Annotated in this window: 17 protein-coding genes, 5 pseudogenes and 1 riboswitch; of the genes and pseudogenes, 10 read left to right on the top strand and 12 right to left on the bottom strand. The window is 61.4% G+C overall.

Annotated elements, in window-relative coordinates; all coding sequences use genetic code 11:
• Nucleotides 1–99 precede the first annotated feature (99 nt).
• The gene (locus tag ACQB61_RS08690) at nt 100–717 is read left to right on the top strand and encodes an AAA family ATPase (protein WP_430512306.1); all 618 of its coding nucleotides are present in this window, start codon (nt 100–102) and stop codon (nt 715–717) included.
• Nucleotides 718–738: 21 nt separating this feature from the next.
• On the opposite strand, the gene ACQB61_RS08685 is transcribed toward ACQB61_RS08690, so the two are convergent.
• On the bottom strand, nt 739–1,977 hold the full coding sequence (locus ACQB61_RS08685) for an MFS transporter (RefSeq protein WP_430512305.1): 1,239 nt from the start codon (nt 1,975–1,977) through the stop codon (nt 739–741).
• A gap of 361 nt (nt 1,978–2,338) precedes the next feature.
• Between ACQB61_RS08685 and aspS the strand changes: the two are divergent.
• Nucleotides 2,339–4,121: pseudogene (gene aspS, locus ACQB61_RS08680) on the top strand (aspartate--tRNA ligase).
• A 97-nt stretch (nt 4,122–4,218) separates the two neighbouring features.
• On the top strand, nt 4,219–5,991 hold the full coding sequence (locus ACQB61_RS08675; RefSeq protein WP_430512304.1) for an ABC transporter ATP-binding protein: 1,773 nt from the start codon (nt 4,219–4,221) through the stop codon (nt 5,989–5,991).
• A 147-nt stretch (nt 5,992–6,138) separates the two neighbouring features.
• Here ACQB61_RS08675 and ACQB61_RS08670 read toward each other — a convergent pair whose 3' ends face one another.
• Nucleotides 6,139–8,301: a hypothetical protein gene (locus tag ACQB61_RS08670; protein WP_430512303.1), complete on the bottom strand. Its 2,163-nt coding sequence runs from the start codon at nt 8,299–8,301 to the stop codon at nt 6,139–6,141.
• Nucleotides 8,302–8,429: 128 nt separating this feature from the next.
• Nucleotides 8,430–9,590: a hypothetical protein gene (locus ACQB61_RS08665; RefSeq protein ID WP_430512302.1), complete on the bottom strand. Its 1,161-nt coding sequence runs from the start codon at nt 9,588–9,590 to the stop codon at nt 8,430–8,432.
• A 272-nt stretch (nt 9,591–9,862) separates the two neighbouring features.
• A riboswitch (cobalamin riboswitch) is annotated at nt 9,863–10,083 on the top strand.
• Nucleotides 10,084–10,131: 48 nt separating this feature from the next.
• On the opposite strand from ACQB61_RS08665, the gene ACQB61_RS08660 reads away from it, so the two are divergent.
• Complete coding sequence (locus tag ACQB61_RS08660; RefSeq protein ID WP_430514329.1) at nt 10,132–10,812, top strand: energy-coupling factor ABC transporter permease; 681 nt, start codon at nt 10,132–10,134, stop codon at nt 10,810–10,812.
• 53 nt (nt 10,813–10,865) lie between these two features.
• On the opposite strand, the gene ACQB61_RS08655 is transcribed toward ACQB61_RS08660, so the two are convergent.
• The 6 genes from ACQB61_RS08655 to ACQB61_RS08630 all read right to left on the bottom strand — a co-directional run bounded on the left by ACQB61_RS08655 (nt 10,866) and on the right by ACQB61_RS08630 (nt 12,740).
• Nucleotides 10,866–11,207 (bottom strand): NHLP leader peptide family natural product precursor, encoded by a 342-nt coding sequence (locus ACQB61_RS08655; RefSeq protein ID WP_430512301.1) that lies wholly within the window; start codon nt 11,205–11,207, stop codon nt 10,866–10,868.
• 11 nt (nt 11,208–11,218) lie between these two features.
• On the bottom strand, nt 11,219–11,551 hold the full coding sequence (locus tag ACQB61_RS08650) for an NHLP leader peptide family natural product precursor (protein WP_430512300.1): 333 nt from the start codon (nt 11,549–11,551) through the stop codon (nt 11,219–11,221).
• 32 nt (nt 11,552–11,583) lie between these two features.
• Nucleotides 11,584–11,919 carry an NHLP leader peptide family natural product precursor gene (locus ACQB61_RS08645; protein WP_430512299.1) on the bottom strand — a complete coding sequence of 112 codons (336 nt, stop codon included), beginning with the start codon at nt 11,917–11,919 and terminating at the stop codon, nt 11,584–11,586.
• A 129-nt stretch (nt 11,920–12,048) separates the two neighbouring features.
• Entirely contained in the window at nt 12,049–12,204 is a 156-nt protein-coding gene (locus tag ACQB61_RS08640; protein WP_430512298.1) for a hypothetical protein, read from the bottom strand.
• A 193-nt stretch (nt 12,205–12,397) separates the two neighbouring features.
• Nucleotides 12,398–12,538, bottom strand: coding sequence for a hypothetical protein (locus ACQB61_RS08635; protein WP_430512297.1), 141 nt, complete (start codon nt 12,536–12,538; stop codon nt 12,398–12,400).
• A 25-nt stretch (nt 12,539–12,563) separates the two neighbouring features.
• Nucleotides 12,564–12,740: a hypothetical protein gene (locus ACQB61_RS08630; protein WP_430512296.1), complete on the bottom strand. Its 177-nt coding sequence runs from the start codon at nt 12,738–12,740 to the stop codon at nt 12,564–12,566.
• A 367-nt stretch (nt 12,741–13,107) separates the two neighbouring features.
• On the opposite strand from ACQB61_RS08630, the gene ACQB61_RS08625 reads away from it, so the two are divergent.
• The gene (locus ACQB61_RS08625; protein WP_430512295.1) at nt 13,108–13,995 is read left to right on the top strand and encodes an amidase family protein; all 888 of its coding nucleotides are present in this window, start codon (nt 13,108–13,110) and stop codon (nt 13,993–13,995) included.
• A 325-nt stretch (nt 13,996–14,320) separates the two neighbouring features.
• Nucleotides 14,321–14,530 carry an amidase family protein gene (locus tag ACQB61_RS08620; protein WP_430512294.1) on the top strand — a complete coding sequence of 70 codons (210 nt, stop codon included), beginning with the start codon at nt 14,321–14,323 and terminating at the stop codon, nt 14,528–14,530.
• 3 nt (nt 14,531–14,533) lie between these two features.
• Here the strand turns inward: ACQB61_RS08620 and purN are convergent, their stop codons facing one another.
• Both purN and purM read right to left on the bottom strand, forming a co-directional pair.
• Nucleotides 14,534–15,196, bottom strand: a complete 663-nt coding sequence (purN, locus tag ACQB61_RS08615; protein WP_430512293.1) for a phosphoribosylglycinamide formyltransferase — start codon at nt 15,194–15,196, stop codon at nt 14,534–14,536.
• A pseudogene (purM, locus tag ACQB61_RS08610) lies at nt 15,193–16,280 on the bottom strand (phosphoribosylformylglycinamidine cyclo-ligase). The gene purN and the pseudogene purM overlap by 4 nt, the downstream one beginning before the upstream one ends.
• Nucleotides 16,281–16,514: 234 nt before the next feature.
• Here purM and ACQB61_RS08605 point away from each other — a divergent pair.
• The 4 genes and pseudogenes from ACQB61_RS08605 (at nt 16,515) to ACQB61_RS08590 (ending at nt 22,091) form a co-directional block, all read left to right on the top strand.
• Nucleotides 16,515–17,605: pseudogene (locus ACQB61_RS08605) on the top strand (AI-2E family transporter).
• 20 nt (nt 17,606–17,625) lie between these two features.
• A pseudogene (locus tag ACQB61_RS08600) lies at nt 17,626–18,305 on the top strand (hypothetical protein).
• Between the two features lie 133 nt (nt 18,306–18,438).
• Entirely contained in the window at nt 18,439–20,571 is a 2,133-nt protein-coding gene (locus ACQB61_RS08595) for an RNA degradosome polyphosphate kinase (RefSeq protein ID WP_430512292.1), read from the top strand.
• Between the two features lie 51 nt (nt 20,572–20,622).
• Nucleotides 20,623–22,091: pseudogene (locus tag ACQB61_RS08590) on the top strand (exopolyphosphatase).
• A gap of 47 nt (nt 22,092–22,138) precedes the next feature.
• Here the strand turns inward: ACQB61_RS08590 and ACQB61_RS08585 are convergent.
• Entirely contained in the window at nt 22,139–22,813 is a 675-nt protein-coding gene (locus tag ACQB61_RS08585; RefSeq protein WP_430512291.1) for a DsbA family oxidoreductase, read from the bottom strand.
• Nucleotides 22,814–22,815 lie beyond the last annotated feature (2 nt).

The following is a 22,815-nucleotide window of genomic DNA, read 5'->3' as shown; positions in this document are numbered from 1 at the left end:
CCATTTTGTCGCCATGAAACAGACAGTCTTTTTAATGTTGCGCTGCGGGGTTGCGCGAGGGGAACACCTGCGCAAGTCTCACGCCCGGAGGACAGCTTCATGCGCAGGATTCTCATCGTCAACAGCAAGGGCGGCTGCGGCAAGACCTCCTTTGCCACAACATTGGCTGCCGCCTTCGCCGTGAGGGGAGAGCGGGTGTTTCTTGCTGATGCCGACCGCCAGCGCTCTTCGCTCGGCTGGCTGAAACGGCGGGCGCAGGGCTTGCCGGTGATCCATGGGCTCGACTGGAGCAAGGGGCAGCATGACATGCCGTCCTTCAGCCATGGCTTTGTCTTCATCGACGGTCCCGGCGGTCTGCGGGGCGAGAAGGCAAAGGAACTGGTGGGCGAAGCGGATGATATTGTGGTTCCGGTGATGCCCTCCGCCTTCGACTGGGATGCAACGGCAGCGTTTCTCAGGCGGCTCGCAGACATGAAACGCATCCGCAAGGGCAAGGCGGAGATTCTTGTAGTGGCCAACAGGGTCCGGCGCAGCCGCGCGGATCAAATGCTCCTGCAACAGCAGACGCTGGAGGCAGGTTATCCGCTGCTGACGGAAATTTCCGACCGGGTGATCTATGCCCGCCATGCTGCCGGTGGAACCAGTGTTTTTGATCCGCCTGCGGCTCCTGCTGACGTTCTGGCGCAATGGCACCCGCTCATTCAGGCGCTGGATTGATATCCTGTGCGTAATGCGCCCTCAGGGCTTTTCCTTCGCGTTTCCCGATCCCGCCAACTTGGCAAAGAAGGCTGAGGTGCGCAGCAGGGAGCGGAAACGACTGCGGCGGTCTTCTGCCGGAACGCCTTCGCGCTGCATCATCCGCATCACCGTGTAGATCATGAACAGTCCCTGCACGGCGGCTGTGTACCAGAAGAGGGAATGCGGTCCGTAGCGGCCCATCAGCATCGAGGCAAAGAGCGGCCCGGCGATGGCTCCGACTGACCAGAAGAACAGGGTTCCAGCCGAGATGAGCGCATGCTGGCCAGGCGCCGCGTGGTCATTGGCATGCGCAGAGCAAAGCGAATAAAGCGGCATGGCAAAGGCGCCGAAGGCGAAGATGCCCAGATAATTGAGCCAGATGCTATCGCCAGCTACCTGTGCCAGGAAGATGCCGGAGACGAAGGAGCCAAAGGTGGCGATCAGGATGATCAGCCGCCGGTCCAGCTTGTCCGAATAGTGCCCCAGCGGATATTGCAGAACCACGCCGGCAAAGATGCCCGCGCTCATGAATGTGGCGATGGCTGTGACGTCCATGCCGATACCATCGGCATAGACGGGGCCAAGCGAGCGGAAGCTGGCGTTGGTGAAACCGACGACGATGCAGCCGATTGTCGCCAGTGGCGACACCTTCCACAGCACCCGCACATCGAAGCGCACATGCTCCGGAACTGCCGGACTGGTGCGGTCCGTAAGGGAGATTGGCACCAGCGAGAGCGTCAGCGTCATGGCGATTATGACGAAGAGCTCGAAGCCGCTGACCCCGACCGCCGGGATGATGTACTGCCCAAGCGTAACGGCGCCCAGATCCACAAAGCGGTAAATGGAGAGGGTCCGGGCGCGGTTGGCGTTGGTCACCCGGGCATTCAGCCAGCTTTCCACCACCGCAAAGAGCCCGGCAATGCAAAGGCCCTGAACGAGACGCATCAGGAACCAGGGCAGGGGTGCAATGTAGAGCAGCATCAGCATGGAAGCGGCGGCAGCAATCGCAGCCAGGGCGCAAAAGGCGCGGATGTGCCCGATGGCGCGGATGATCCGCGTGATGTAGATGCAGCCCACGGCAAAGCCGATGTTGTAGCCCGTGCCGATGACGCCGATGGTCTGTGGTGAAAAGCCTTCCTCCAGCGCGCGCAGCGAGATGAAGGTTCCCTGCAGGCCGTTGCCGCCGATGAGAATGCCGGCCGTGGCGAGAAGGGGGATGAGCGGACGGATCGTTGACATCGGTTTCTCTGGAAGGGGCGTTGACGTGGCGGAGGGCGCATGCGTGCGCTTCTTGTTCCGCTGGCCCGTTGCGGTGTCCGGAGGCACCGACTCAAGGCCTTATGCTGCCTGAAGTTCTCTTCTATCCTGTTTTACCTTGCGTCCGCCGGTGAAAACAGTTCAAGCCGTGAATGGCCACTTCACGGAAAGTGATTGGTCCGTCCGTTCTTCCCCGGAGCTTCAGGCAGGCAAAGGCGCGGCGCGGGGAGGAAACCCGCCTGCGTCTTGACTTTGGCAGCACAAAGTAGTTTGTCGCACGAACGATTGCGTGCCCTTTTGCGGGGCGCGCCACCTGTTCATTGCCGAGATTGTCGAGGACTGCATGCACCGCTACCGGAGCCACACTTGCGGCCAATTGCGCGCGAGCCACGTTGGGGAAACCGTTCGCCTGTCGGGCTGGGTTCACCGCGTGCGCGATCATGGCGGGCTTCTTTTCATCGACCTGCGTGACCATTACGGCATCACCCAGTGCGTGGTTGACCCTGACAGCGCCGCCTTCAAACTGGCTGAAACCGTCCGTTCCGAATGGTGCATCCGCATCGACGGCGAAGTGAAGGCCCGCACGGCCGAGACGGTGAATTCCGGTCTGCCGACTGGCGAGATCGAGCTGTTCATCCGCGATATGGAAGTGCTGGGCGCTGCCAAGGAGCTGCCGCTGCCGGTGTTCGGTGAGCAGGAGTATCCCGAAGACGTCCGCCTGACCTACCGCTTCCTCGATCTGCGCCGCGAGACGCTGCACAAGAACATCGTCAAGCGCACACAGATCATCGCCGCCATGCGCCGCGAAATGACTCAGGGTGGCTTCACCGAATATTCGACGCCGATCCTGACTGCCTCCTCGCCGGAAGGCGCGCGTGACTTCCTGGTGCCGAGCCGCATTCATCCGGGCACCTTCTACGCGCTGCCGCAAGCACCGCAGCAGTACAAGCAGCTTCTGATGATGGCGGGCTTCGACCGCTATTTCCAGATTGCTCCTTGCTTCCGCGATGAGGACCCGCGCGCTGACCGCCTGCCGGGCGAGTTCTACCAGCTCGACCTCGAGATGAGCTTCGTCACGCAGGAAGACGTGTGGACCACCATGGAACCGGTGATCCGCGGCATCTTCGAGGAGTTTGCCGAAGGCAAGCCGGTGACGCAGACCTTCCGCCGCATCGCCTATGACGATCTCGATCCGCATGTACGGCTCCGACAAGCCGGACCTGCGCAACCCGATTGTCATGCAGGAAGTGTCTGACCATTTCCGTGGCTCAGGCTTCAAGATTTTCGCACGCATGCTGGAAGACGAGCGCAACCAGGTCTGGGCCATTCCGGCCAAGACCGGCGGCAGCCGTGCTTTCTGTGACCGGATGAACTCCTGGGCGCAGGGACAGGGCCAGCCGGGCCTCGGCTATATCTTCTGGCGCAAGGAAGGCGATGTGCTGGAAGGCGCAGGCCCCATTGCCAAGAACATCGGCGAGGAGCGCACCGAAGCGATCCGCCAGCAGCTCGGCCTTGAGGACGGTGATGCCGCCTTCTTCGTCGCAGGCGACCCGGCGAAGTTCTACAAGTTTGCCGGTGAAGCACGCACCCGTGCGGGCGAGGATCTGAACCTCGTGGACCGCGACCGGTTCGAGCTGTGCTGGATTGTGGACTTCCCGTTCTATGAGTGGAATGAGGACGAGAAGAAGCTCGACTTCGCCCACAACCCCTTCTCGATGCCGCAGGGCGGCATGGAGGCACTGGAGAACCAGGACCCGCTCACCATCAAGGCCTATCAGTATGACATGGTCTGCAATGGCTTCGAGATTGCGTCCGGCTCGATCCGTAACCAGTCGCCGGAGCTGATGGTCAAGGCCTTCGAGAAGGTCGGCCTGAGCGCTGCGGATGTGGAAGAGCGCTTCGGCGGCCTCTACCGTGCCTTCCAGTATGGCGCACCGCCCCATGGCGGCATGGCTGCTGGTGTGGACCGCATCATCATGCTGCTGGTGGGGGCAAAGAACCTGCGTGAAGTGTCGCTGTTCCCGATGAACCAGCAGGCGCAGGACCTTCTGATGGGCGCGCCGACGCCGCCCAGCAACGAACAGCTGCGGGAGCTGCATCTGCGGCTCAATCTCCCGGCCAAGTGATCTGATGCTGCGCCCGCCCAAAAGCGGGCGCAGCCGTATTATCTGGCGGTGATCACGGCGCCTGTCCGCCTGCCGCCGCAGACCAGAGGCGTGAAACGTGAGCGTCAAGACCTGGTTTCAGGACCCGGACGGCACCTATGCCGTGATCCGGCGTCTCGTCTCCGAAAATGCCCGCGCCCATGTGCCGGGCTATCTTCTGTCCTTCCTGTTCATGGGGCTTGTGGCCGGCTCGACTGCCGCCAGCGCCTGGATCATGCGTGACGTGATCAACGAGGTTTTCGTCAACCGCGATCAGGCGATGGTCCGGCTGATTGCCTTTACGGTCATGACGATCTTCGCCGTGAAAGGCATTTCGACCTACGGCCAGCAGGTAACGATGAGCCGGATTGGCAATGCCATTGTTGCCGATTGCCAGCGCCGTCTGTTCCGCACCATCACTCGTCAGGACATGGCCTTCTTCGACCGCACGCCTCTGGGTGACCTGGCGACGCGGCTCTCGCACAATGCGCAGGCCGCCCGCAGCGTGCTGGACATGGTGGTTCTGTCGCTTGGCCGCGATCTGTTGAGCGTTGTGGGGCTGGTCGCTGTCATGGTCATTCAGGACCCCGGCCTCAGCGCCATTGCGCTTCTGATCATGCCGCCTGCCGTTTTCGGTGTGTCGCTGCTGGTGCGCCGGGTGCGCAAGCACGCCAAATCCCAGTTCGTCTCCACCACAAAGATCGTCTCCGCCGTGCAGGAGACCGCCATTGGCGTGCGCGTGGTCAAGGCCTTCCGTGTCGAGGACCGGATGCGCGCGGAGATGGACAAGGCCATTACCGACGTGGAGCGCCGCGCCAATCGCATTGCCGCGCTGACGGCCCGCACCTCGCCGCTGATGGAGACGCTCGGCGGCTTTGCGATTGCGCTGGTCATTCTCTATGGCGGTTTCAGCGTCATCGAGCAGGGCAAGGATCCTGGCGGCTTCTTCTCCTTCATCACCGCGCTGCTGCTCGCCTATGAACCGGTGAAGCGTCTGGCGCGGCTGCATGTGAACCTCAGCTCCAATCTTGTCGGCGTGCGCCTGATGTTCGAGATGCTGGACCGTCCGCCTGCCTTCGAGGACACGCCGGACGCCGTTGATCTAAAGACCGCCGGGGGCGAAGTCCGCTTCGAGGGCGTGCATTTCACCTATGGTGACAAACCTGTTCTGACCGGGCTCGATCTGGTGGCGGAGGCTGGCAAGGTGACGGCGCTGGTTGGCTCGTCAGGGGCCGGCAAGTCCACCACCTTCGCGCTGCTGGAACGGTTCTACGACATTCAGACGGGCCGGATTCTCATCGACGGTCAGGATATCCGGCAGGTGACGCTGGCCTCTCTGCGTGACCAGATTGCGCTGGTGACTCAGGACACCTTCCTTTTCGATCTTTCCATCCGCGACAACATCGCCCTTGGCCGCCCCGGTGCCGGAGACGCGGATATCATCCGTGCGGCGGTGGATGCCAACGCACATGAGTTCGTTGAAGCGATGGAACAGGGCTATGACACGCTGGTGGGTGAGGGCGGAGGACGGCTCTCCGGCGGCCAGCGCCAGCGCATTGCCATTGCCCGCGCCATGTTGCGCAACGCTCCCATTCTTCTGCTGGACGAGGCAACCTCTGCGCTGGATGCTGAGTCGGAAGCCAAGGTGCAGGGTGCGCTGAAGCGGCTTATGAAGGGGCGCACCACGCTCGTCATTGCTCATCGCCTCTCCACCGTGCGCGATGCGGATTGCATCGCCGTGTTCGACCGGGGCCGCGTGGTGGAAACCGGAACGCACGACGCGCTTCTGGCCCATGACGGCGTCTACCGGCGGCTTTACGATCTCCAGTTCCGCGACACAGCGAAGGGGTAAAACCAGCTTCTGTGCTGGAAACTGTTCCGTAGAGAGCTGATATGGGACGACCGGAAAACAGAAACGCCGGGCAGAGGGATCTGCCCGGCGTTTCTTTTGCTGTGTGATGATCAGTTCCCGGTGAGTGAGCCCCACCGGGAACAAGGCTTAGTCTGCCGTGGCACTTGCACCGAGCAGATCCGGAATGGTCTGCGGGGCAGTGGCTCCAGCGCCGAGAAGCTGGGTGACCGGAACCGGTGCCTTCGGGGCCATTTCGATCACGAGGTTCTTCGGATCCTTGGCAAAGGTGCGGGCAGCTTCCACCAGTTCTTCGCCAAAGCGCGTGCCTGCGAGCGGGCCCAGGTCCTGGGTCATCGTGTCTACGAGACCGGCTGCCAGTTCCTCCTGGCTGAGGCCAGACTGATCAGCCTGCGAGCCGATGAAGGCAGACAGGACGGCAAGGTTTTCAGCCTCAATGCGGCCGGACTTGATGTTGGCGGTGGCCAGGGCCATCTGTGCCATTTCCGGGTTCTCGAAGATGTCCTTCGGGATGCCGCCGATCGTGAAGGTCATGTGGATCTTGCCGCCGTCCTTCATTTCGAGGCTCAGGTCCTGGAGGGTCAGGTCGCCCGTGGATTCATCCCAGTTCATCTCGAAATTCTGGTCGAGGACCACTTCGGTGATCCCGAGACGCTTGGCGAGGTCCTGGAACTGCTCGTCCGGAACCATGGACACCGGGAAGCGCAGACCCTTGATGACGAGGCCAGCTTCGGTCGGAATGCGGTTGATGTGGTTCGTTTCCGTCTGGCGGTAGGTATCAAGCTCGATCGGGCCGTCACCAAGCGCAGCGGCCTTGACAGACACATCCAGAACTTCAGCCAGACCGATGATCGGACGGGCGTCGAGGATGTCCTGAACGGAAGGATCCATCCCGTGGGATCCCAGCTGCGTGGTGCGGATCAGCGCGTCCATGAGCGGGAAGTCGATATCGCCGATGGCGATGCGGCCGAAGCTCATCGAAACGGACTGAGCACCCTGATCGGTGTCCAGCTTGAAGCCGTCAAAGGCAAAGAGGCCGAGGCCTTCACTGCTGATGTCTTTGATCTCGAACTTGTCGAGGCCACCGGTCACTTTCGGGCCGACAAAGTTGACCCCGTTCACGGCCATGCCTTCGGCCGTAAACACCTTCACGGCATCCAAAGCTGCCTTGGCAGCCTCATCCTCGTTGACGCTGCTCTCGTCGAGGAAAGCCTGATCAACATAAGGCCACACAGCCAGCGTTTCGGCCTTGGTGATGCCCATGGCCCCTGCCGTTACACTGTCGATCTTCACATCGACCTTGTCGACATTGACGGTGATATCCTCGATCTCCTGACTGCCGAAGAAGGCCAGGCGGGTGGGGTCCGATCCCTTGCCGATCAGCGACAGAATCGGCATGAAGTCGACATCCTTGACCACCTGCTTGCCGATGGTCATGGTCATCTGCGACATGTCACCGCCCGGTTCGAGGGGCATGAAGTCCTGGGTCTGAACAGTCTTGCCGACCGAATACTCATCGATGCGGAAGTCCTTGTAACCCGTCATGGTGTAGTCTTCATACACCGTCTTCTGGTTCATACCGGCCGGACCGGTCATCTCCAGCGTCATCGTGTCGATGTGATAGCGCTCACCCTTGCCGTCCAGCAGCGTGCGGGCGATGTCGAAGTAACGCGTAACCGGCCGCTGCGGATCCTCCGGCACATCGGGGATACGGCTCCAGGCCATGCCTTCGGCTTCATAGCCATTCTGGCTGAGGCTGATCTTGACCGGTTCGACGGGCTTTACGTCCGGCGCTGCGGATTCGGGGGCTTCGGCGCTTTCCTGGGAGCCGTCAGTCTCGCCCTCTGCGTCCGCCGCCTCATCTTCCGGTCCGGGGATCTCAAGCTTCGTCTGGCCGACAGAGGTCGTGTCAAAGTACTTGCCGGGAACCACGACGTCTGCACGGGCGTTCCCCGGCACGGAGATCTTCGCGGCCTCGTAGCCCTTGTCCGTCTCGGTCAGGCCCTCGAAAGACACGGCATCAACGCCCAGTTTCACGTCCACCTTGTCTTCGCCGCCGGGCAGCGGAATAGCGAATTCGATCTTGACCCCATGGATCGTGACGTCATTGTCGGTCGCGCCATCTTCGGCGCGCTCGTAGCTGGCGACGGAAGCACCCATGCTGGTGAAGTCTGCCATCCAGCGGTCCACCAGCACGCTGGCCTGGTTGGCAAAAGCGTGCGAGGGCAGGGACATGACCAGCACCACAGTGGCGGTGCGGGCGCTGACGCGGTTGAAGATCTTGTTAGACAACAAGGCTTGGGTTCCTCTTTTGAAAATGCAAAGCGCGGCAATGTGTTCCAACCGCCGCGCTGGCTCGTCTTCAATTCCTTCATCCTGTCAATCGTTCCGGTGACAAGGTGAAAAAATTCAACCTTTGATTACTTCTTGTTGGCCGTGACGTCGATCCCAAGGATCTGCGGCAGGCCCTGCGGCGCCATGACGGCCGTTCCGAAGATCTGTGCGACGGAGACAGGGGCAGACGGCTTGGCGTCAGCCTGCAACGAAACCGGGTTGTCAAGGAACTCGCCAGCTGCCGTCGCCACCTTGGTCTGGAACTCCGGGTTCTGAAGAAGGGCAAGCATCATCGGCAGACCAGTCTTGAGTTGGCTTACGACTGCGGCGCGGTCAGAACCGGCAGTCTTGGCCTGCTGGTCCAGAAGACGGTCAACGATGGAGCCGTTGTCAAAACGCAGGCGCATGGAATTCAGGGTCAGGCCCTGAACGATGGCCATGGCCTCCTCGCTGTTGTCCTTGGCAGCCTCCAGCTTTTCAGCAACTTCCTTGGTCAGGCCGCCGATCTGCACAGCCAGCGCGACACCGCCCATATCTGCAGCGGTAATGTCGAGCTTCGGCAGGTCGAGCACGCCGGTGACCGGGTCCCACTTGAACTCTGCTGCAACTTCGGCGTTCACGGTCTCATAGCCAAGATCCGTGAGTTGCTTTTCGGTGCTGGCATCCATTTCTGAAACATCGACAGAGATACCCGTCAGGTTCAGCTCGCCCGAAGTCGGCAGATTGCCTTCACGGCTGTTGATGGCGGCATAGACCGTGTCCAGCGTAGCCTTGGTGACATCACCTTCGGTGATCTTGATACCTTCAGCTTCGATGGTGCTGTAGTCCGCAGTTTCCTCGAAGGACTTGGATCCATCAGCAGGCGGAAGCACGACACCGGTCAGCGTCAAGGATGCCATCGAAACTGAAGAACCGTCCTTGTCGTTGAGCACGGCTTCCTCAATGGAGAGGCCGTCAAGGCTCATCGTGCCGTCAGACTTCTCCTCACCATTGGTCAGGGTGACGATGCCAATGGTGCCATTCCCATCTTCCGGTGTCTTGCCCTCGAGGGTGACGTCCTCAAGGGTGACCTGATCCCCATCTTCGGAGACATTACCGACCGACACGACCTTTACATCGCCGGCCTCTACCCGTGACAGGAAGGCATCGGCGACATCATTGCCGGTTGCCTCGAAAGCCAGCGCACCGTGGGTCAGCGCCAAGGCCATGACGGAGACACTGACACCACGCATCAGAAAGGATCGCATTTTAAGCTCCAGATTGAGAACTGAAATCTAAACCGCCGGAACCATGTCCCAACCTTGCCATCAAGGTCCGTGACCTGCGTCACACACAGGTCTTTGGCTGGAACATGGCCGTCCGTGAGGCACGGTTAAACTACTCCGGCATAACGGCTTTGTGAAATGATCTGTCAAAGCGGGCGATTTCACGGCGCTTTGCCGCCGCCGGGTCATACTTTTTGCCAGTGTGTGGAAACCTCGCACTTGCGCACAAGTGCTTTGGCATTGTTTCTGCCTGGGCTACAGTGCAGCTGATGGGCCGCGCAGGAAAGGTCTCTGCTGCGGCAAAAAACAGGGAACGGGGTGAAGGACTTGCACAGGAGGCAAGGCTTGATTCCCCGGCTGCCCCCGCAACTGTAAACGGCGAGCGACGCCCCGATGCCACTGGTCCAAAAGGCTGGGAAGGCAGGCGAAGCGGTGAACCGTAAGCCAGGATACCTGTCCATCACATGACCGGGCGCAAAGCCCAATCCAGTCCCATGCGCGGCGGGCGCAGAAAGGAATGAACATGCATATCGAGGAAGGCGTCGTTGAAGGCGCAAAGATCATCCTGAGCTATGGTACCGCGGCAACAGCTTTCGGGCTTGCAGCAAAACTGACCGTAGACGACCTGCGGACCAATGGCGGTGCCATTCCGCTTCTCCTGCGCAGCGTCATGACGACCGCGCTCGTTTTCGGCTTCTTCGAGGTGCTGCCGCACCACCCAGTGGGTGTGTCAGAGGTGCATCTGATCCTCGGCTCAACGCTGCTTCTGCTCTTCGGGGCAGGGGCTGCCGCTATCGGCCTTGCGGCTGGGCTGCTGATTCAAGGGCTGTTTTTCGCGCCTTTCGATCTGCCGCAATACGGCATGAATGTCACCACGCTGCTGGTGCCGCTCTTTGCCATCAGCCTGCTGGCAAAGCGAATCATTGCGCCGTCGACGCCTTATGTGGATCTGAAGTATTCGCAGGCGCTGGCGCTTTCGACCGCCTATCAGGGCGGCATTGTTGCCTGGGTGGCCTTCTGGGCCATCTATGGCCACGGCTTCTCTGCGGAGAACCTGGCGGACGTGGCCAGCTTCGGTGCGGCCTATATGACCGTGATCATTCTGGAGCCGCTGGTGGATCTTGGCGTGCTGGCCGGGGCAAAGGCCCTCAGGCAGCTGAGTCAGGGACCGCTGTTCAACAGCCGGCTCCATATGGCCGGGTAAGCTTGCTTGAAAAAGAGGCCGGGGAACTCCCGGCCTCCATGCAAAGGCGTAGATCAGAATGGGTCGTAGCCGATGCGGCCCAGCTTGTCCTGGGTCCAGCCGTCGCCCTTGCAGCCCTTGTAGGCGCCGCCGGAAGCGTAATCGAGCAGCTCGTCCGGCAGTTCATCCGCTTCGATGCGGCGCGGCAGAACCAGTACGATCTCTCCGGCAGCCTCTTCCAGAACGCGGATCGAAAGGCTGGGCACCGGATCCGTGCCGAGCAGATCCACCAGTGCTGCGTGCGGATCGCTCACAAGCGCAGCGCGGAAGGCTGTGTCTGACTGTGCCTTGGCTCGAAGTTCGGCCTCCAGCAGAGCGCGGGCTTTCTCGAATGGATAGGCAATGATTTCGCTCATGATTGTCATCCTCAGAACAGGCCGCGGCCTTCGATCGGCGTGAAGAAGCCGATGTCACGCAGGCACTTATCGAGGCTGCCACCGGAGGCGTAATCGAGCAGCTCATCCGGCAGCTCGTCTTCAGCGATGGAGCGCGGCAATACGAGAAGCACTTCGCCAGCTCCTTCCTCGACGACACTGATCTTCATGGAAGGGATCGGGTCACTGCCGAACATCTCGCGGATGGCGGCATGCGGGTTGCTCTTCAGCAGTTCGCGGAAGGCCGTGTCGGAGGTTGCCCTGGCAACGAGCGCGGCCTCGATGTGCGCACGGGCCCCGGCAACGGCGTCTGTCATGGACGTCATTTGAATGTCCTTTCTGGTCAGGTGATGAGTGGTTATTTCTTCTTGTCGAACCGGCCGAAAAGCCAGTCGTTCTTGAACTGGTTCCAGCATTCCTGCGCGTTGCCGCCAGAGGCGTAATCAAGCAGTTCGTCCGGCAGCTCGTCCTGTGCGATCTTGCGGGGCAGAACGAGCGTGACTTCGCCGGCCTGTTCTTCCACCACGGTGATCTTCAGCGACGGGATCGGATCATTGCCGAGCAGCTGGCGTAGGGCGGCATGCGGATTGCTCTTCAGCAGCTCGCGGAAGGCGGCGTCAGATATGGCCTTTTCGAGCAGTGCAGCCTCGATGTGGGCGCGGGCGGATGCCATGGTATCTGTCATGTGCGGCATGGTGTTTTTCCTTGCAGGGAGTAAGTTCAGGGCTGCAGGGCCGGTTTGCGTGCGCAATGCCTCAGGCGTTCCCCTGGCAGTTTCTTCTGCAGGTGGCTCTCGCCGGATTCTTGCCTTGCTGTTTCTGGACTAGGTGAAGCGCCCGATCATAGGCTCTGTCCGCCCGAGGAGGCATTGCTTGCCGTCGCCGCCAGAGGCGTAGTCAAGCAGCTCGTCCGGCAACTCGTCCTGCGCAATCGCCCGGGGCAGAACGAGCGTGATTTCGCCAGGCTGCTCTTCAATCACGGTGATCTTCAGCGAGGGAGCGCGTCAACGCCCAGCAGCTTGCGGAGAGCGGCGTGCGGATTGCTTGTCAACAGAGTGCGGAAGGTTGCGTCAGAGGCCGCTTTTTCGACGAGCACTGACTCGATGTGTGCGCGTACCGATGCCATGGGAACCGTCGTATACGTCATGGTGTTCTCCTTTGAAGATTGCTTTCTCAGGGCATCCAGTCCTGCTTGTAGGCCCACTGGTTGAACTTCCACCAGCACTCCTTGGCATTGCCGCCTGAGGCGAAATCGAGAAGGTCATCCGGCAATTCCTCCGGCAGATCGTTCTGCGAAATCGCCCGGGGCAGCACGAGGGTGACCTCGCCGGCCTGTTCCTCAATGACGCGAGATCTTGAGTGAGGGGATCGGGTCGACGCCAAGCAGCTGCTTGAGCGCGGCGCGAGGATCGCTCAGGAGCAGGGTGCGGAAGGCGGCGTCTTCGCTGGCCTTTGCAAGCAGTGCTTCCTCGACATGCTGGCGGACGCGCGCCATCGGCTCCGTTGAACTGATCATGTGAATGGCCTTTACCTTACCGCTTGCGGCCAGAGGTGGTTTGTTCCACCGCAGATCCCAAGCATTCAGCTTCTAAATCTCGTATTTTTCCCTTGAAGATCTGCGAGTCCCGCAGAGGGGTCAGGGAGAGAATGCAAATTTGGAGGATCAGGCTGCGTGTTAATCGTTACGTGCCTTGTTCCTGATGTTTCTTTTCTATGGCCGATCTGGAGGTTGATGGCGATTGGACCTGAAAAATTCCAAATCCTGCCGCTTTTGGTGGGCCGGAGTTTTTGCCGCAATCATGGCCTCGACAAATGCCGCCGGAATGGAGGACGATTGTCCGTGCCGCGCAGGAGCGCACAGGATCAGGAGCCGCCGAACCATCATGCAGACCGGCATTACATCGCTTTCCGCCGTCCAGCTTTCTGCCGCCATTCACGAGCGGCAGGTTTCCTGTGTCTCCGTAATGGAGGCCTATCTAGAGCGGATCGGGCGGATCAATCCGCTGATCAATGCGCTTATCTACCTGCGCCCTGCAAAGGATCTGCTCGAAGAAGCAAGGGCCTGTGACCGGGAGCTGGCCGATGGGCATTCGCGCGGCTGGATGCACGGCATGCCGCAGGCGGTGAAGGATCTGGCGGAGGTGAAGGGGCTGCCGTGCTCCTGGGGCTCGCCGTTGTTTCCGGGCTATGTGTCTCCGGCTGATTCCATCCACGTGGCGCGGGTTCGGGCGGCGGGCGCCATCTTCATAGGCAAGACCAACACGCCCGAGTTCGGCCTGGGCTCGCACACCCGCAACCCGGTGCATGGGGCGACACGCAATCCGTATGATCCGGTCCGCAGTGCCGGAGGCTCCAGCGGCGGCGCGGCTGCGGCACTGGCGGCGAAGCTGCTGCCGGTGGCCGATGGCTCGGACATGATGGGATCGCTGCGCAATCCGGCCAGCTTCAACAATGTTTACGGCTTCCGCCCCAGCTTCGGCCGGGTGCCGAACGGCAAGAGCCTGGATCTGTTCTTCAGTCAGCTTGGCATCAACGGCCCCATGGGGCGTTCGGTTGCCGACATGGCCCGGCTCCTGCAAACACAGGCCGGATATGATCCGATTGATCCGCTGTCACTGGCCGATGAAGATCTGACGCTCAGGGGCGCTGCCAATCTCACAGGCCGTAAGGTGGCGTGGCTGGGGGATCTGGGGGGTATCTGCCGTTTGAGCCGGGCGTGCTGGAGGTCTGCCGCAAGTCGTTGGATGTGTTGTCCGGCATGGGCTGCATGATCGAGGAGGTGACGCCACCTTTCGACTTTGCGAAGCTCTGGGACTGTTGGCTCACCTTGCGCAGCTTCACTGTGGCCCATGGCCTGCGCAGCTTCTATGACAAGCCTGAAGCCCGGGCGAAGCTCAATGCGCAGATGCATTACGAGTTTGAACTGGCCCTCGGCAAGAGCGCCGCAGACATCCACGCCGCTTCCGTGGTGCGCACCAGCTGGCATGCAGCGATGCGGCGGATGTTCGAGACTTACGATTTTCTGGTCCTGCCTTCGGCGCAGGTGCTTCCCTTCGATGTCAATCTGCCCTGGCCGGGGAAATCGCCGGGCGGACGATGGACACCTATCACCGCTGGATGGAAGTGGTCATTGGCCCGACGCTGGCAGGCCTGCCCGTGGCCGCCGTTCCAGCAGGTTTCGGTGCTGGAGGCCTGCCGGCCGGCGTGCAGCTCATCGGCCCGCCGAGGGCGGACCGTCAGGCTCTGGAATTTGCGCTGGCCTATGAGGAAGCGGCAGACATCGACACGGGCGGGCTGGAGTTGTGAAGACTACCAGCGCGGCGCGATGAGGCGGCCTTCGGCATCCTCGTCCGCAGCGCGGCAAACGGCCTTGCCATCTTCCAGCTGCACCTGACCGGAGGCAACCAGCGCCAGCGCTTGCGGATAGATCTGGTGCTCGACTGTAAGGACCCGTGCGCCCAGCGCCTCTGGCGTGTCGCCGGACAGCACAGGCACGGCGCCTTGCGCGATGATGGCGCCTTCATCCATGCCGGGCGAGACGAAATGCACCGTCGCGCCATGCAGGCGCACGCCTGCTTCCAGCGCGCGCTCGTGGGTGTGAAGGCCCTTGAAGGATGGCAGCAGGGCAGGGTGGATATTGATCATCCGCCCGTTCCAGCGTTCCACGAACCAAGGTGTCATCAGCCGCATGAAGCCAGCGAGCACCACCAGTTCGATGCCGTCTGCCACAAGCAAGGCATCCAGCTCGCGCTCAAAGGCTTCCCTGTCGCGGCCAAAGGCCTTGTGATCCAGAACCTTGGCGGGAATGCCGAAGCTCTCCGCACGTGCAATGCCACCTGCATCGGGACGGTTCGAGACCACGAGAACAATCTCCGCCGGATAGGCAGGGTCCTTGGCGGCCTCGATCAGGGACAGCATGTTGCTGCCCCGGCCCGAGATGAGAACAGCGGTGCGCTTGCGGCTCACGGTCATGCGAAGATGCTGAGGTGATTGTCGAAGATCACTTCGCTCTCGCCTGCGGTGCCCTCTTCCATGCGGCCGATCACGGCGACGGTCTCGCCTTCGGCTTCGAGGGCAGCCTTCACGGCTTCCACGCTGTCAGCCGAAACGACGAGGACCATGCCAGCGCCGCAGTTGAAGGTGCGCAGCATTTCCTTTTCGGCGACGTTGCCGGTGCGAGCAAGCCAGCCGAATACTGGCGGAACGGAAACGCCAGACAGATCAATGCGTGCGTTTGTGCCTTTCGGCAGCACGCGCGGCAGGTTCTCCGGCAGGCCGCCGCCGGTGATGTGGGCCAGCGCCTTGATGCCGGAGGTGGCCTTGAGAGCGGCCAGCAGCGGTTTCACATAGATGCGCGTCGGCGTCATCAGAGCTTCGCCCAGCTTGCGGCCTTTGGCAAAGGGGCTGCATCCTCATAGGTGAGGCCCGAGACCTCAACGATCTTGCGGACGAGCGAATAGCCGTTGGAATGCACACCGGAAGAGGCGAGGGCGAGAAGTACATCGCCTTCCTGCACATCAGGGCGCGGCAGCAGGCCATCACGCTCAACGGCACCAACTGCGAAACCGGCAAGGTCATAGTCGCCCTTGCCATACATGCCCGGCATTTCCGCCGTCTCGCCGCCGATCAGCGCACAGCCCGCGATCTTGCAGCCTTCCGCGATGCCGCCGACAACGGCCGTTGCCGTATCCACATCCAACGCGCCGGTTGCGTAATAATCGAGGAAGAACAGCGGCTCGGCGCCCTGAACGACCAGATCGTTGACGCACATGGCAACAAGATCGATGCCGACCGTGTCATGGCAGCCCGTGTCGATGGCAACCTTCAGCTTGGTGCCGACGCCGTCATTGGCGGCAACCAGAAGCGGATCGGAGAAGCCTGCTGCCTTGAGGTCAAAGATGCCGCCAAAGCCGCCGATAGCGCTGTCTGCGCCCGAGCGTGCCGTGGCCTTGACCAGCGGCGCGATGCGCTTGACCAGAGCGTTGCCTGCGTCAATATCAACGCCTGACTGGGAATAGGTGAGGCCGTTCTTCCCCTGGCTGTCCTGCGCGCTCATGGGCCAAGTCTCCGTGCCGGTTGCGGGTTTGGCAGCGCAATGCCCGATTTTGCGCCGCCTTGCAACGGCTGAGAGGGCAGACATCACGAAAAACCGCCGTTTGCAGCCTCATGAACCGTGGACGGACCCGCGCAGCAGCCGTTCGCCCCTCAGGTTCCTGCTTGACCTAACGGCTTGAAACTGTCCCTATCGCTCTCATATTTCCTGTGTTGCAGTGCGGAACGGAGTTGCTTCATGACCTTACGCCGGCAGGTCCAGTTCTGGCTTCTGTCTCTTGCTGCCTTCATCCTGTTCATGATGCTTTTCAGCGCGGTTCTGCTGCCCTTCGTGGCTGGCATGGCGCTGGCTTATCTGCTGGACCCGGTAGCGGACTGGTTTGAACGGCGGGGCTTCAGCCGGCTTTCCGCAACGCTGATGATCCTCCTTCTGTTCGTCATCGTGCTTGTGGTCGTGCTGGTGCTTCTGGTGCCCGTACTGGGCAACCAGATGCTTGGTTTCGTCGAAAAGCTGCCCGGCCTCGTGCGCTCTCTTCAGGATCTTCTCACCCAGAATCTGGGAGACCGGATTACCAAGTTCAGCGGTCTCAAGGTGGAAGACTTGCAGTCCTCCCTTGGCGACATCATGGGCAAGGCCGCAACATGGATTGGCGGCGTGCTCAAATCTGTCTGGAGCGGCGGACAGGCACTGATGTCCATCATCTCCCTCTTCGTGGTTACGCCGGTGGTCGCCTTCTACATGCTGCTCGACTGGGACCACATGGTGGAGCGCATCGACAGCTGGCTGCCGCGCCACCACGTGGAAACCATCCGCGAGCTTGCCCGGGAGATGGACAGCGCTGTCGCAGGATTTGTGCGCGGGCAGGTGTCCGTCTGCCTGCTGCTGGGCCTCTTTTACGCCGTGTCGCTGGTCATGCTGGGGCTGAACTTCGGGCTGCTGATCGGCATCGGTGCGGGGCTTGTCAGCTTCATTCCCTTTGTTGGCGCGGCTCTTGGCTTCATCGCGTCCATGTCCGTTGCGCTGGTGCAGTTCTGGCCCGATTGGCATTGGATTGCGGCCACTGCGGCTGTCTTTGCCGTCGGTCAGTTTCTCGAAGGCAACATCCTGCAGCCGAAGCTAGTGGGGAAAGCGTGGGGCTGCATCCGGTCTGGCTGATGTTTGCGCTCTTTGCCTTTGGATATCTCTTTGGATTTGTTGGTATGCTCGTGGCCGTTCCTGCTGCAGCTATGGTGGGCGTGCTTGCGCGTTTCGCGCTGAGGCAGTACCTAGCCAGTGCCCTGTACAAGGGGACGGGCGTTCCGGAAGAAACCGGAGCATCTGACGAGTAGAGTTCAAAGTCCAAGAGACCATGGCTGACACACCGCGCCAGCTACCCCTGATCCTGCCGCATGAGCAGGCCCTGAGCCGGGATGACTTCCTGGAAGGCGAGGCAAATCATGCAGCGCTGGAGATGATTGAGTCCTGGCCGGCCTGGCCAGCCCCGGTCACGGTGCTGGCGGGACCTGTCGGGAGCGGCAAGACGCATCTGGTGGAGATCTGGCGGGCTCTGTCGGGAGCTGTGGTGATCCAGGCCCGTGACCTCACATCTGAAAAGGTGGCAGATCTGGTGGCGGCAGGGGCTGTTGCCGTTGAAGATGCTCACCGGGGCTTCGACGAGACTGCGTTGTTCCATCTCATCAATGCGGCGCGGCAAGCGGGGCGAGCCTCCTCATCACCAGCCGCACATGGCCTTCCAGCTGGCCGTTGACGCTGCCGGATCTTGTCTCGCGCCTGCGGGCTGCAACACCTGTGGAAATTCTAGAGCCGGACGATGGGCTTTTGCGTTGTGTCCTTGTGAAGCTCTTCGCCGACCGGCAGGTTGCCATCGACCAAGGGGTAGTGGACTATCTTGTCGTGCGCATGGAACGCTCACTGGGCGTTGCCGGCCGTCTGGTGGCTGCGCTTGACGCAGAAGCACTAGCCGCAGGCAGCCGTATCACCCGCAGTCTTGCGGGTAAGGTGCTGGAGCGGAAGGCTGGCAAGGCCTGAGGTCATTTGAAACGGGAGCAGCACTTTGGTTGACAGGGAAGAGACACCGGCAGCACAGCAAGTGGACGGCGCCCAACCTGTGCAACAGGCAGGGACCGCGCAGATCCGAAATGATCTTGTCGCGGTGGAGCAGATGATGCAGTCGCCGGCCCGGTTCATGAACCGGGAGCTTTCCTGGCTGCAGTTCAATCACCGGGTGCTCGAGGAATCCGTCAACAAGGATCACCCGCTGCTGGAGCGCCTGCGTTTCCTGTCGATCTCGGCGAACAATCTCGATGAATTTTTCATGGTGCGTGTTGCTGGGCTCAGGGGGCAGTTGCGCGCCGATGTGAGCCTGCGCTCCGACGACGGCCTGACACCGGCCGAACAGCTGGAAAAAATCGGAGCGGCCTGCCAGCGTTTGCAGAGCGATCAGCAACGCCTGTGGCGGCAGATCCGGTCAGAGCTGATCGGCGCCGGCATCCGGATCTTGTTGGCCTCAGATCTGACAGAGGGCGAAAAGGACTGGCTCGAGGGGCATTTCCTTGCCCATATCTTCCCGGTTCTGACGCCACTTGCGATCGATCCGGCGCATCCATTCCCCTTCATTCCCAACCTCGGCTTCTCGCTGGTTTTCGAGCTGCTGCCGGTGAAGGGCGGACGCGGCATGACGGCCCTGATCCGTCTGCCAGCCCATATCGACCGCTTCGTCCGCCTGCCGGATCTGGGGCAGGGCGAGGGTGAGGTGCGTTACATCACCATCGAGAAGGTGATCGGGCTCTTCATCAGCCGCCTGTTCCCCGGCTACGAGATTCGCGGCAAGGGCACCTTCCGTGTCATCCGTGACAGCGATCTTGAAATCGAGGAAGAGGCGGAAGATCTGGTCCGCCTGTTTGAATCCGCCCTCAAGCGCCGCCGCCGCGGCTCGGTGATCCGGCTGGAGATCGACGCCAATGCCCCGGCTTCGCTCAGAGCCTTCGTTGCCAATGCCCTTGGGGTGACTGATAACGAGATCTTCCTGGTGGACGGCCTGCTGGCATTGGACAACCTGTCCCAGCTGGTTGCCATGGACCGGGACGATCTGAAGTTCACGCCCTACACGCCGCGCTTCCCTGAGCGGATCCGCGAACATGGCGGTGACTGCCTTGCCTCCATCGTGCAGAAGGACATCATCGTCCACCACCCTTACGAATCCTTCGATGTGGTGGTGCAGTATCTGCGCCAGGCGGCGCAGGACCCGGATGTGGTGGCGATCAAACAGACGCTCTACCGCACATCAAAGGACTCGCCCATCGTCAAGGCGCTAGCGGAAGCTGCCGAGGCAGGAAAGTCTGTGACGGCGCTGGTGGAGCTGAAGGCACGGTTTGACGAGGAAGCCAATATCCGCTGGGCGCGCGATCTGGAACGGGCGGGCGTGCAGGTGGTGTTCGGCTTCATCGAGCTGAAGACCCACGCCAAGCTTTCCATGGTGGTCCGCCGCGAAAATGGCGAGCTGAAGACCTATGTCCACATCGGCACGGGTAACTATCACCCCATCACGGCACGCATTTACACGGACCTGTCCTATTTCACCGATGATCCGGAAATCGGTCAGGATGCGGCACGCGTCTTCAACTACATCACCGGCTATGCCGAGCCTGCCGAACTGAAGCGGCTCGCCGTCTCTCCCGTAACCATGCGCAAGCGTATCATGGAACTGACGGAAGCCGAGATTGCCCATGCGCGGGCAGGGCGTCCGGCACAGATCTGGATGAAGATGAACTCACTGGTGGACGCCGGCATCATCGATGCGCTCTACCGGGCGAGCCAGGCTGGCGTGCAGATCGATCTGGTGGTGCGTGGCATCTGCTGCCTCAGGCCCGGCATTCCAGGCCTGTCGGAGAACATCCGCGCCAAGTCCATCGTCGGCCGGTTCCTCGAACACAGCCGTATCTTCTGCTTCGGCAATGGCCATGGCCTGCCGTCGCCGCAGGCACATGTCTACATCGGTTCGGCCGACATGATGCCGCGCAACATCGACCGGCGTGTTGAAATCCTTGCGCCCATGCTGACACCGACCGTGCATGAACAGGTGCTGGATCAGATCATGGTCGCCAATCTGCGCGATAATCAGCAGAGCTGGCGCATTCTGCCCGATGGCACCCATGAGCGCATCATTCCGGGACCGGGTGAGGAACCTTTCAACGCCCACCGGTATTTCATGACAAACCCCTCACTTTCGGGCCGTGGCAAATCGCTCAATGCTGACAGACCTAAACCCTTCATGGAGCGGCCAAAGCGTGGCTGATTCAACCGAAAAGCATCCCCGGCCCGCGGCCGGTTCAACGGCAGCGGGCCAATTGCGGTGATCGACATCGGATCGAATTCGGTCCGTCTTGTGGTCTATGAACGGGAAGCACGCTCCCCGACGATCCTGTTCAATGAAAAGGTGCTTGCCGGTCTCGGCCGCGGCATTGCAACGACCGGCGAGCTTGCCGAAGAGTCGACAGCTTCCGCCCTTGCTGCGCTCAGCCGCTTCCGGTTCCTGTGCAACCATCTGGATGTAAAGGCCGTCTATGTGCTGGCAACGGCCGCCGCCCGGGATGCCAGCAATGGCGCAGCTTTCGTTGCTGAAGTGGAGCGCGTGACAGGCCAGACGGTGCGTATTCTTAACGGGCCCGAAGAGGCCTATTATTCGGCACTCGGCATCATGGCCGGCTTCTGGAAGCCGCATGGCGTTGTCGGCGATTTGGGCGGCGGCAGCCTTGAACTGGTCAGCATCAGCGCCCGTGGCCCCGGGCAAGGGAAACCTTCCCACTGGGCGGATTGCGCCTGCAGGAAGCCTCGGGCGGGCGCATCGCTCGCGCCCAGAAGATCGTGGACGATGCGCTGGCGAAAGCCAACTGGCCTGTCCGCACGGCACGCCATACGTTCTACGCGGTCGGCGGGACCTGGCGCTCGCTGGCTCGCCTGCATCTCTTCCAGGCAGGCTATCCGCTTCATGTGATGCACAACTATGCCATTCCGGCGGAAGAGGCGATCGAGTTCTGCCGGGTCGTCTCCACCCGTGATGTGAATACGCTGGATTTCATCGACGTCATTTCACGCCAGCGCCGGGCGCTGCTGCCCTTCGGCGCCATCGTTATGGAGCGGGTGCTCCGTGCCATGAAGGCCGACCGGGTGATCATGTCTGCGACTGGCGTGCGGGAAGGCTTGCTCTACGAGCATCTGCCGCCCAGCATCCGCCGCCAGGATCCGTTGCTTGAATCTGCAAGGGAACTCGCGCACCTGCGCGCCCGCTCTCCCGAATATGCCGAGGAGTTGATCAAGTGGACCGACCGGCTGATGCCGGTGATCGGTGTGGATGAAACCGAGGAGGAGCAGCGCCTGCGCCATGCGGCCTGCCTTCTGTCCGACATCGGCTGGCGGGCGCACCCGGATTATCGCGGCGAGCAAAGCCTCAACATCATTTCCAATGCTGCCTTTGCCGGCATTGACCATGCGGGGCGCGCCTATCTGGCGATGACGGTCTTCTTCCGCCATCAGGGGCTCATTGACGATGCCCTGTCGCCGCGCCTGCGGGAACTGGCTCCCACCCGGTTGAAAGAGCGGGCCCGGATTCTGGGTGCTGCGCTTCGCGTTGCCTCTCTCGTCTCGGCATCAATGCCCGGCACGCTGCTCAAGACGCCGATCGAGAGGGACGAGGACAGCCTGACAATAACCCTGCCGGGCGAGCTGGCGATGCTGGATGGCGAACGGCTGCGCAAGCGTATGGTGCAATTCGCCAAGCTGGTTGGCGCCAAGGGCGAGGTCCTGCCCCTGCCGTGAGTGACGGAGCTGACTGCAGCAGTACGGCTGTAGTCAGCTGCCCCTGATCAGTTCACGGTCACCGGTTCGTCGGCTGTGCGGGTTGCCTCGGCATGGAGAAGCGCAGCGGCGATCGTCTCGGCGGCCTCCGCACCAGCAATCGCAAAGCGGCCGTCGATGATGAAAAAGGGAACTCCGGTGACACCCATGCCGCCGGCCTGCTCGATTTGGCTGCGCAGCTTGGCAAGGTCGCTGTCCGTTTCCAGAAGCTGGGCGACAAGATCAGATTCCATGCCTGCTTCTGCAGAGATATCGACCAGTGTCGAGGCCTTGGACAGATCCCGTCCTTCAATGAAATAGGCACGGAACAGCCGCTCCACCACTTCATCCTGCAATCCATCCGCGCGGGACCAAAGGATCAGCCGGTGGCAGTCGAGAGTGTTGGGCGAAATGCGGATCTTGTCGAAAGCAAAGGATATGCCTTCTTCCGCGCCCGCAGCACCGACCCGCTGGTAGATGGTGGCGGCTTTTGCCGGGCCGCCAAACTTCTCGTTCAGATAGGTTTCCCGGTCCTTGCCCTCACGTGGAAGCGTTGGATCGAGTTGGAAAGGATGCCAGCGCACTTCGATGCTCAGCTCCGGCACCTGCCGGATGGCCTTTTCCAGCCTGCGTTTGCCAATGTAGCACCAAGGGCACATGACATCTGAGATGACATCGACGGTAAGGGGCGGCTGATCCGCCATGG

Origin of the sequence: Pannonibacter phragmitetus (assembly GCF_050510895.1) — a bacterium.
Taxonomy (GTDB): domain Bacteria; phylum Pseudomonadota; class Alphaproteobacteria; order Rhizobiales; family Stappiaceae; genus Pannonibacter; species Pannonibacter phragmitetus_B.
Note: the sequence above shows the minus strand (reverse complement) of the source record. Positions and strands in the feature narration are given on the sequence as shown.

Coding starts and splice junctions, on each gene's coding strand:
- ACQB61_RS08690 (WP_430512306.1), top strand. CDS start 100: ATGCGCAGGATTCTCATCGTCAACAGCAAGGGCGGCTGCGGCAAGACC.
- ACQB61_RS08595 (WP_430512292.1), top strand. CDS start 18,439: ATGATGCAGTCGCCGGCCCGGTTCATGAACCGGGAGCTTTCCTGGCTG.
- ACQB61_RS08585 (WP_430512291.1), bottom strand. CDS start 22,813: ATGGCGGATCAGCCGCCCCTTACCGTCGATGTCATCTCAGATGTCATG.
- ACQB61_RS08660 (WP_430514329.1), top strand. CDS start 10,132: ATGCATATCGAGGAAGGCGTCGTTGAAGGCGCAAAGATCATCCTGAGC.
- ACQB61_RS08630 (WP_430512296.1), bottom strand. CDS start 12,740: ATGATCAGTTCAACGGAGCCGATGGCGCGCGTCCGCCAGCATGTCGAG.
- ACQB61_RS08665 (WP_430512302.1), bottom strand. CDS start 9,590: ATGCGATCCTTTCTGATGCGTGGTGTCAGTGTCTCCGTCATGGCCTTG.
- ACQB61_RS08685 (WP_430512305.1), bottom strand. CDS start 1,977: ATGTCAACGATCCGTCCGCTCATCCCCCTTCTCGCCACGGCCGGCATT.
- ACQB61_RS08620 (WP_430512294.1), top strand. CDS start 14,321: ATGGACACCTATCACCGCTGGATGGAAGTGGTCATTGGCCCGACGCTG.
- ACQB61_RS08645 (WP_430512299.1), bottom strand. CDS start 11,919: ATGCCGCACATGACAGATACCATGGCATCCGCCCGCGCCCACATCGAG.
- purN (WP_430512293.1), bottom strand. CDS start 15,196: ATGACCGTGAGCCGCAAGCGCACCGCTGTTCTCATCTCGGGCCGGGGC.
- ACQB61_RS08650 (WP_430512300.1), bottom strand. CDS start 11,551: ATGACGTCCATGACAGACGCCGTTGCCGGGGCCCGTGCGCACATCGAG.
- ACQB61_RS08625 (WP_430512295.1), top strand. CDS start 13,108: ATGCAGACCGGCATTACATCGCTTTCCGCCGTCCAGCTTTCTGCCGCC.
- ACQB61_RS08655 (WP_430512301.1), bottom strand. CDS start 11,207: ATGAGCGAAATCATTGCCTATCCATTCGAGAAAGCCCGCGCTCTGCTG.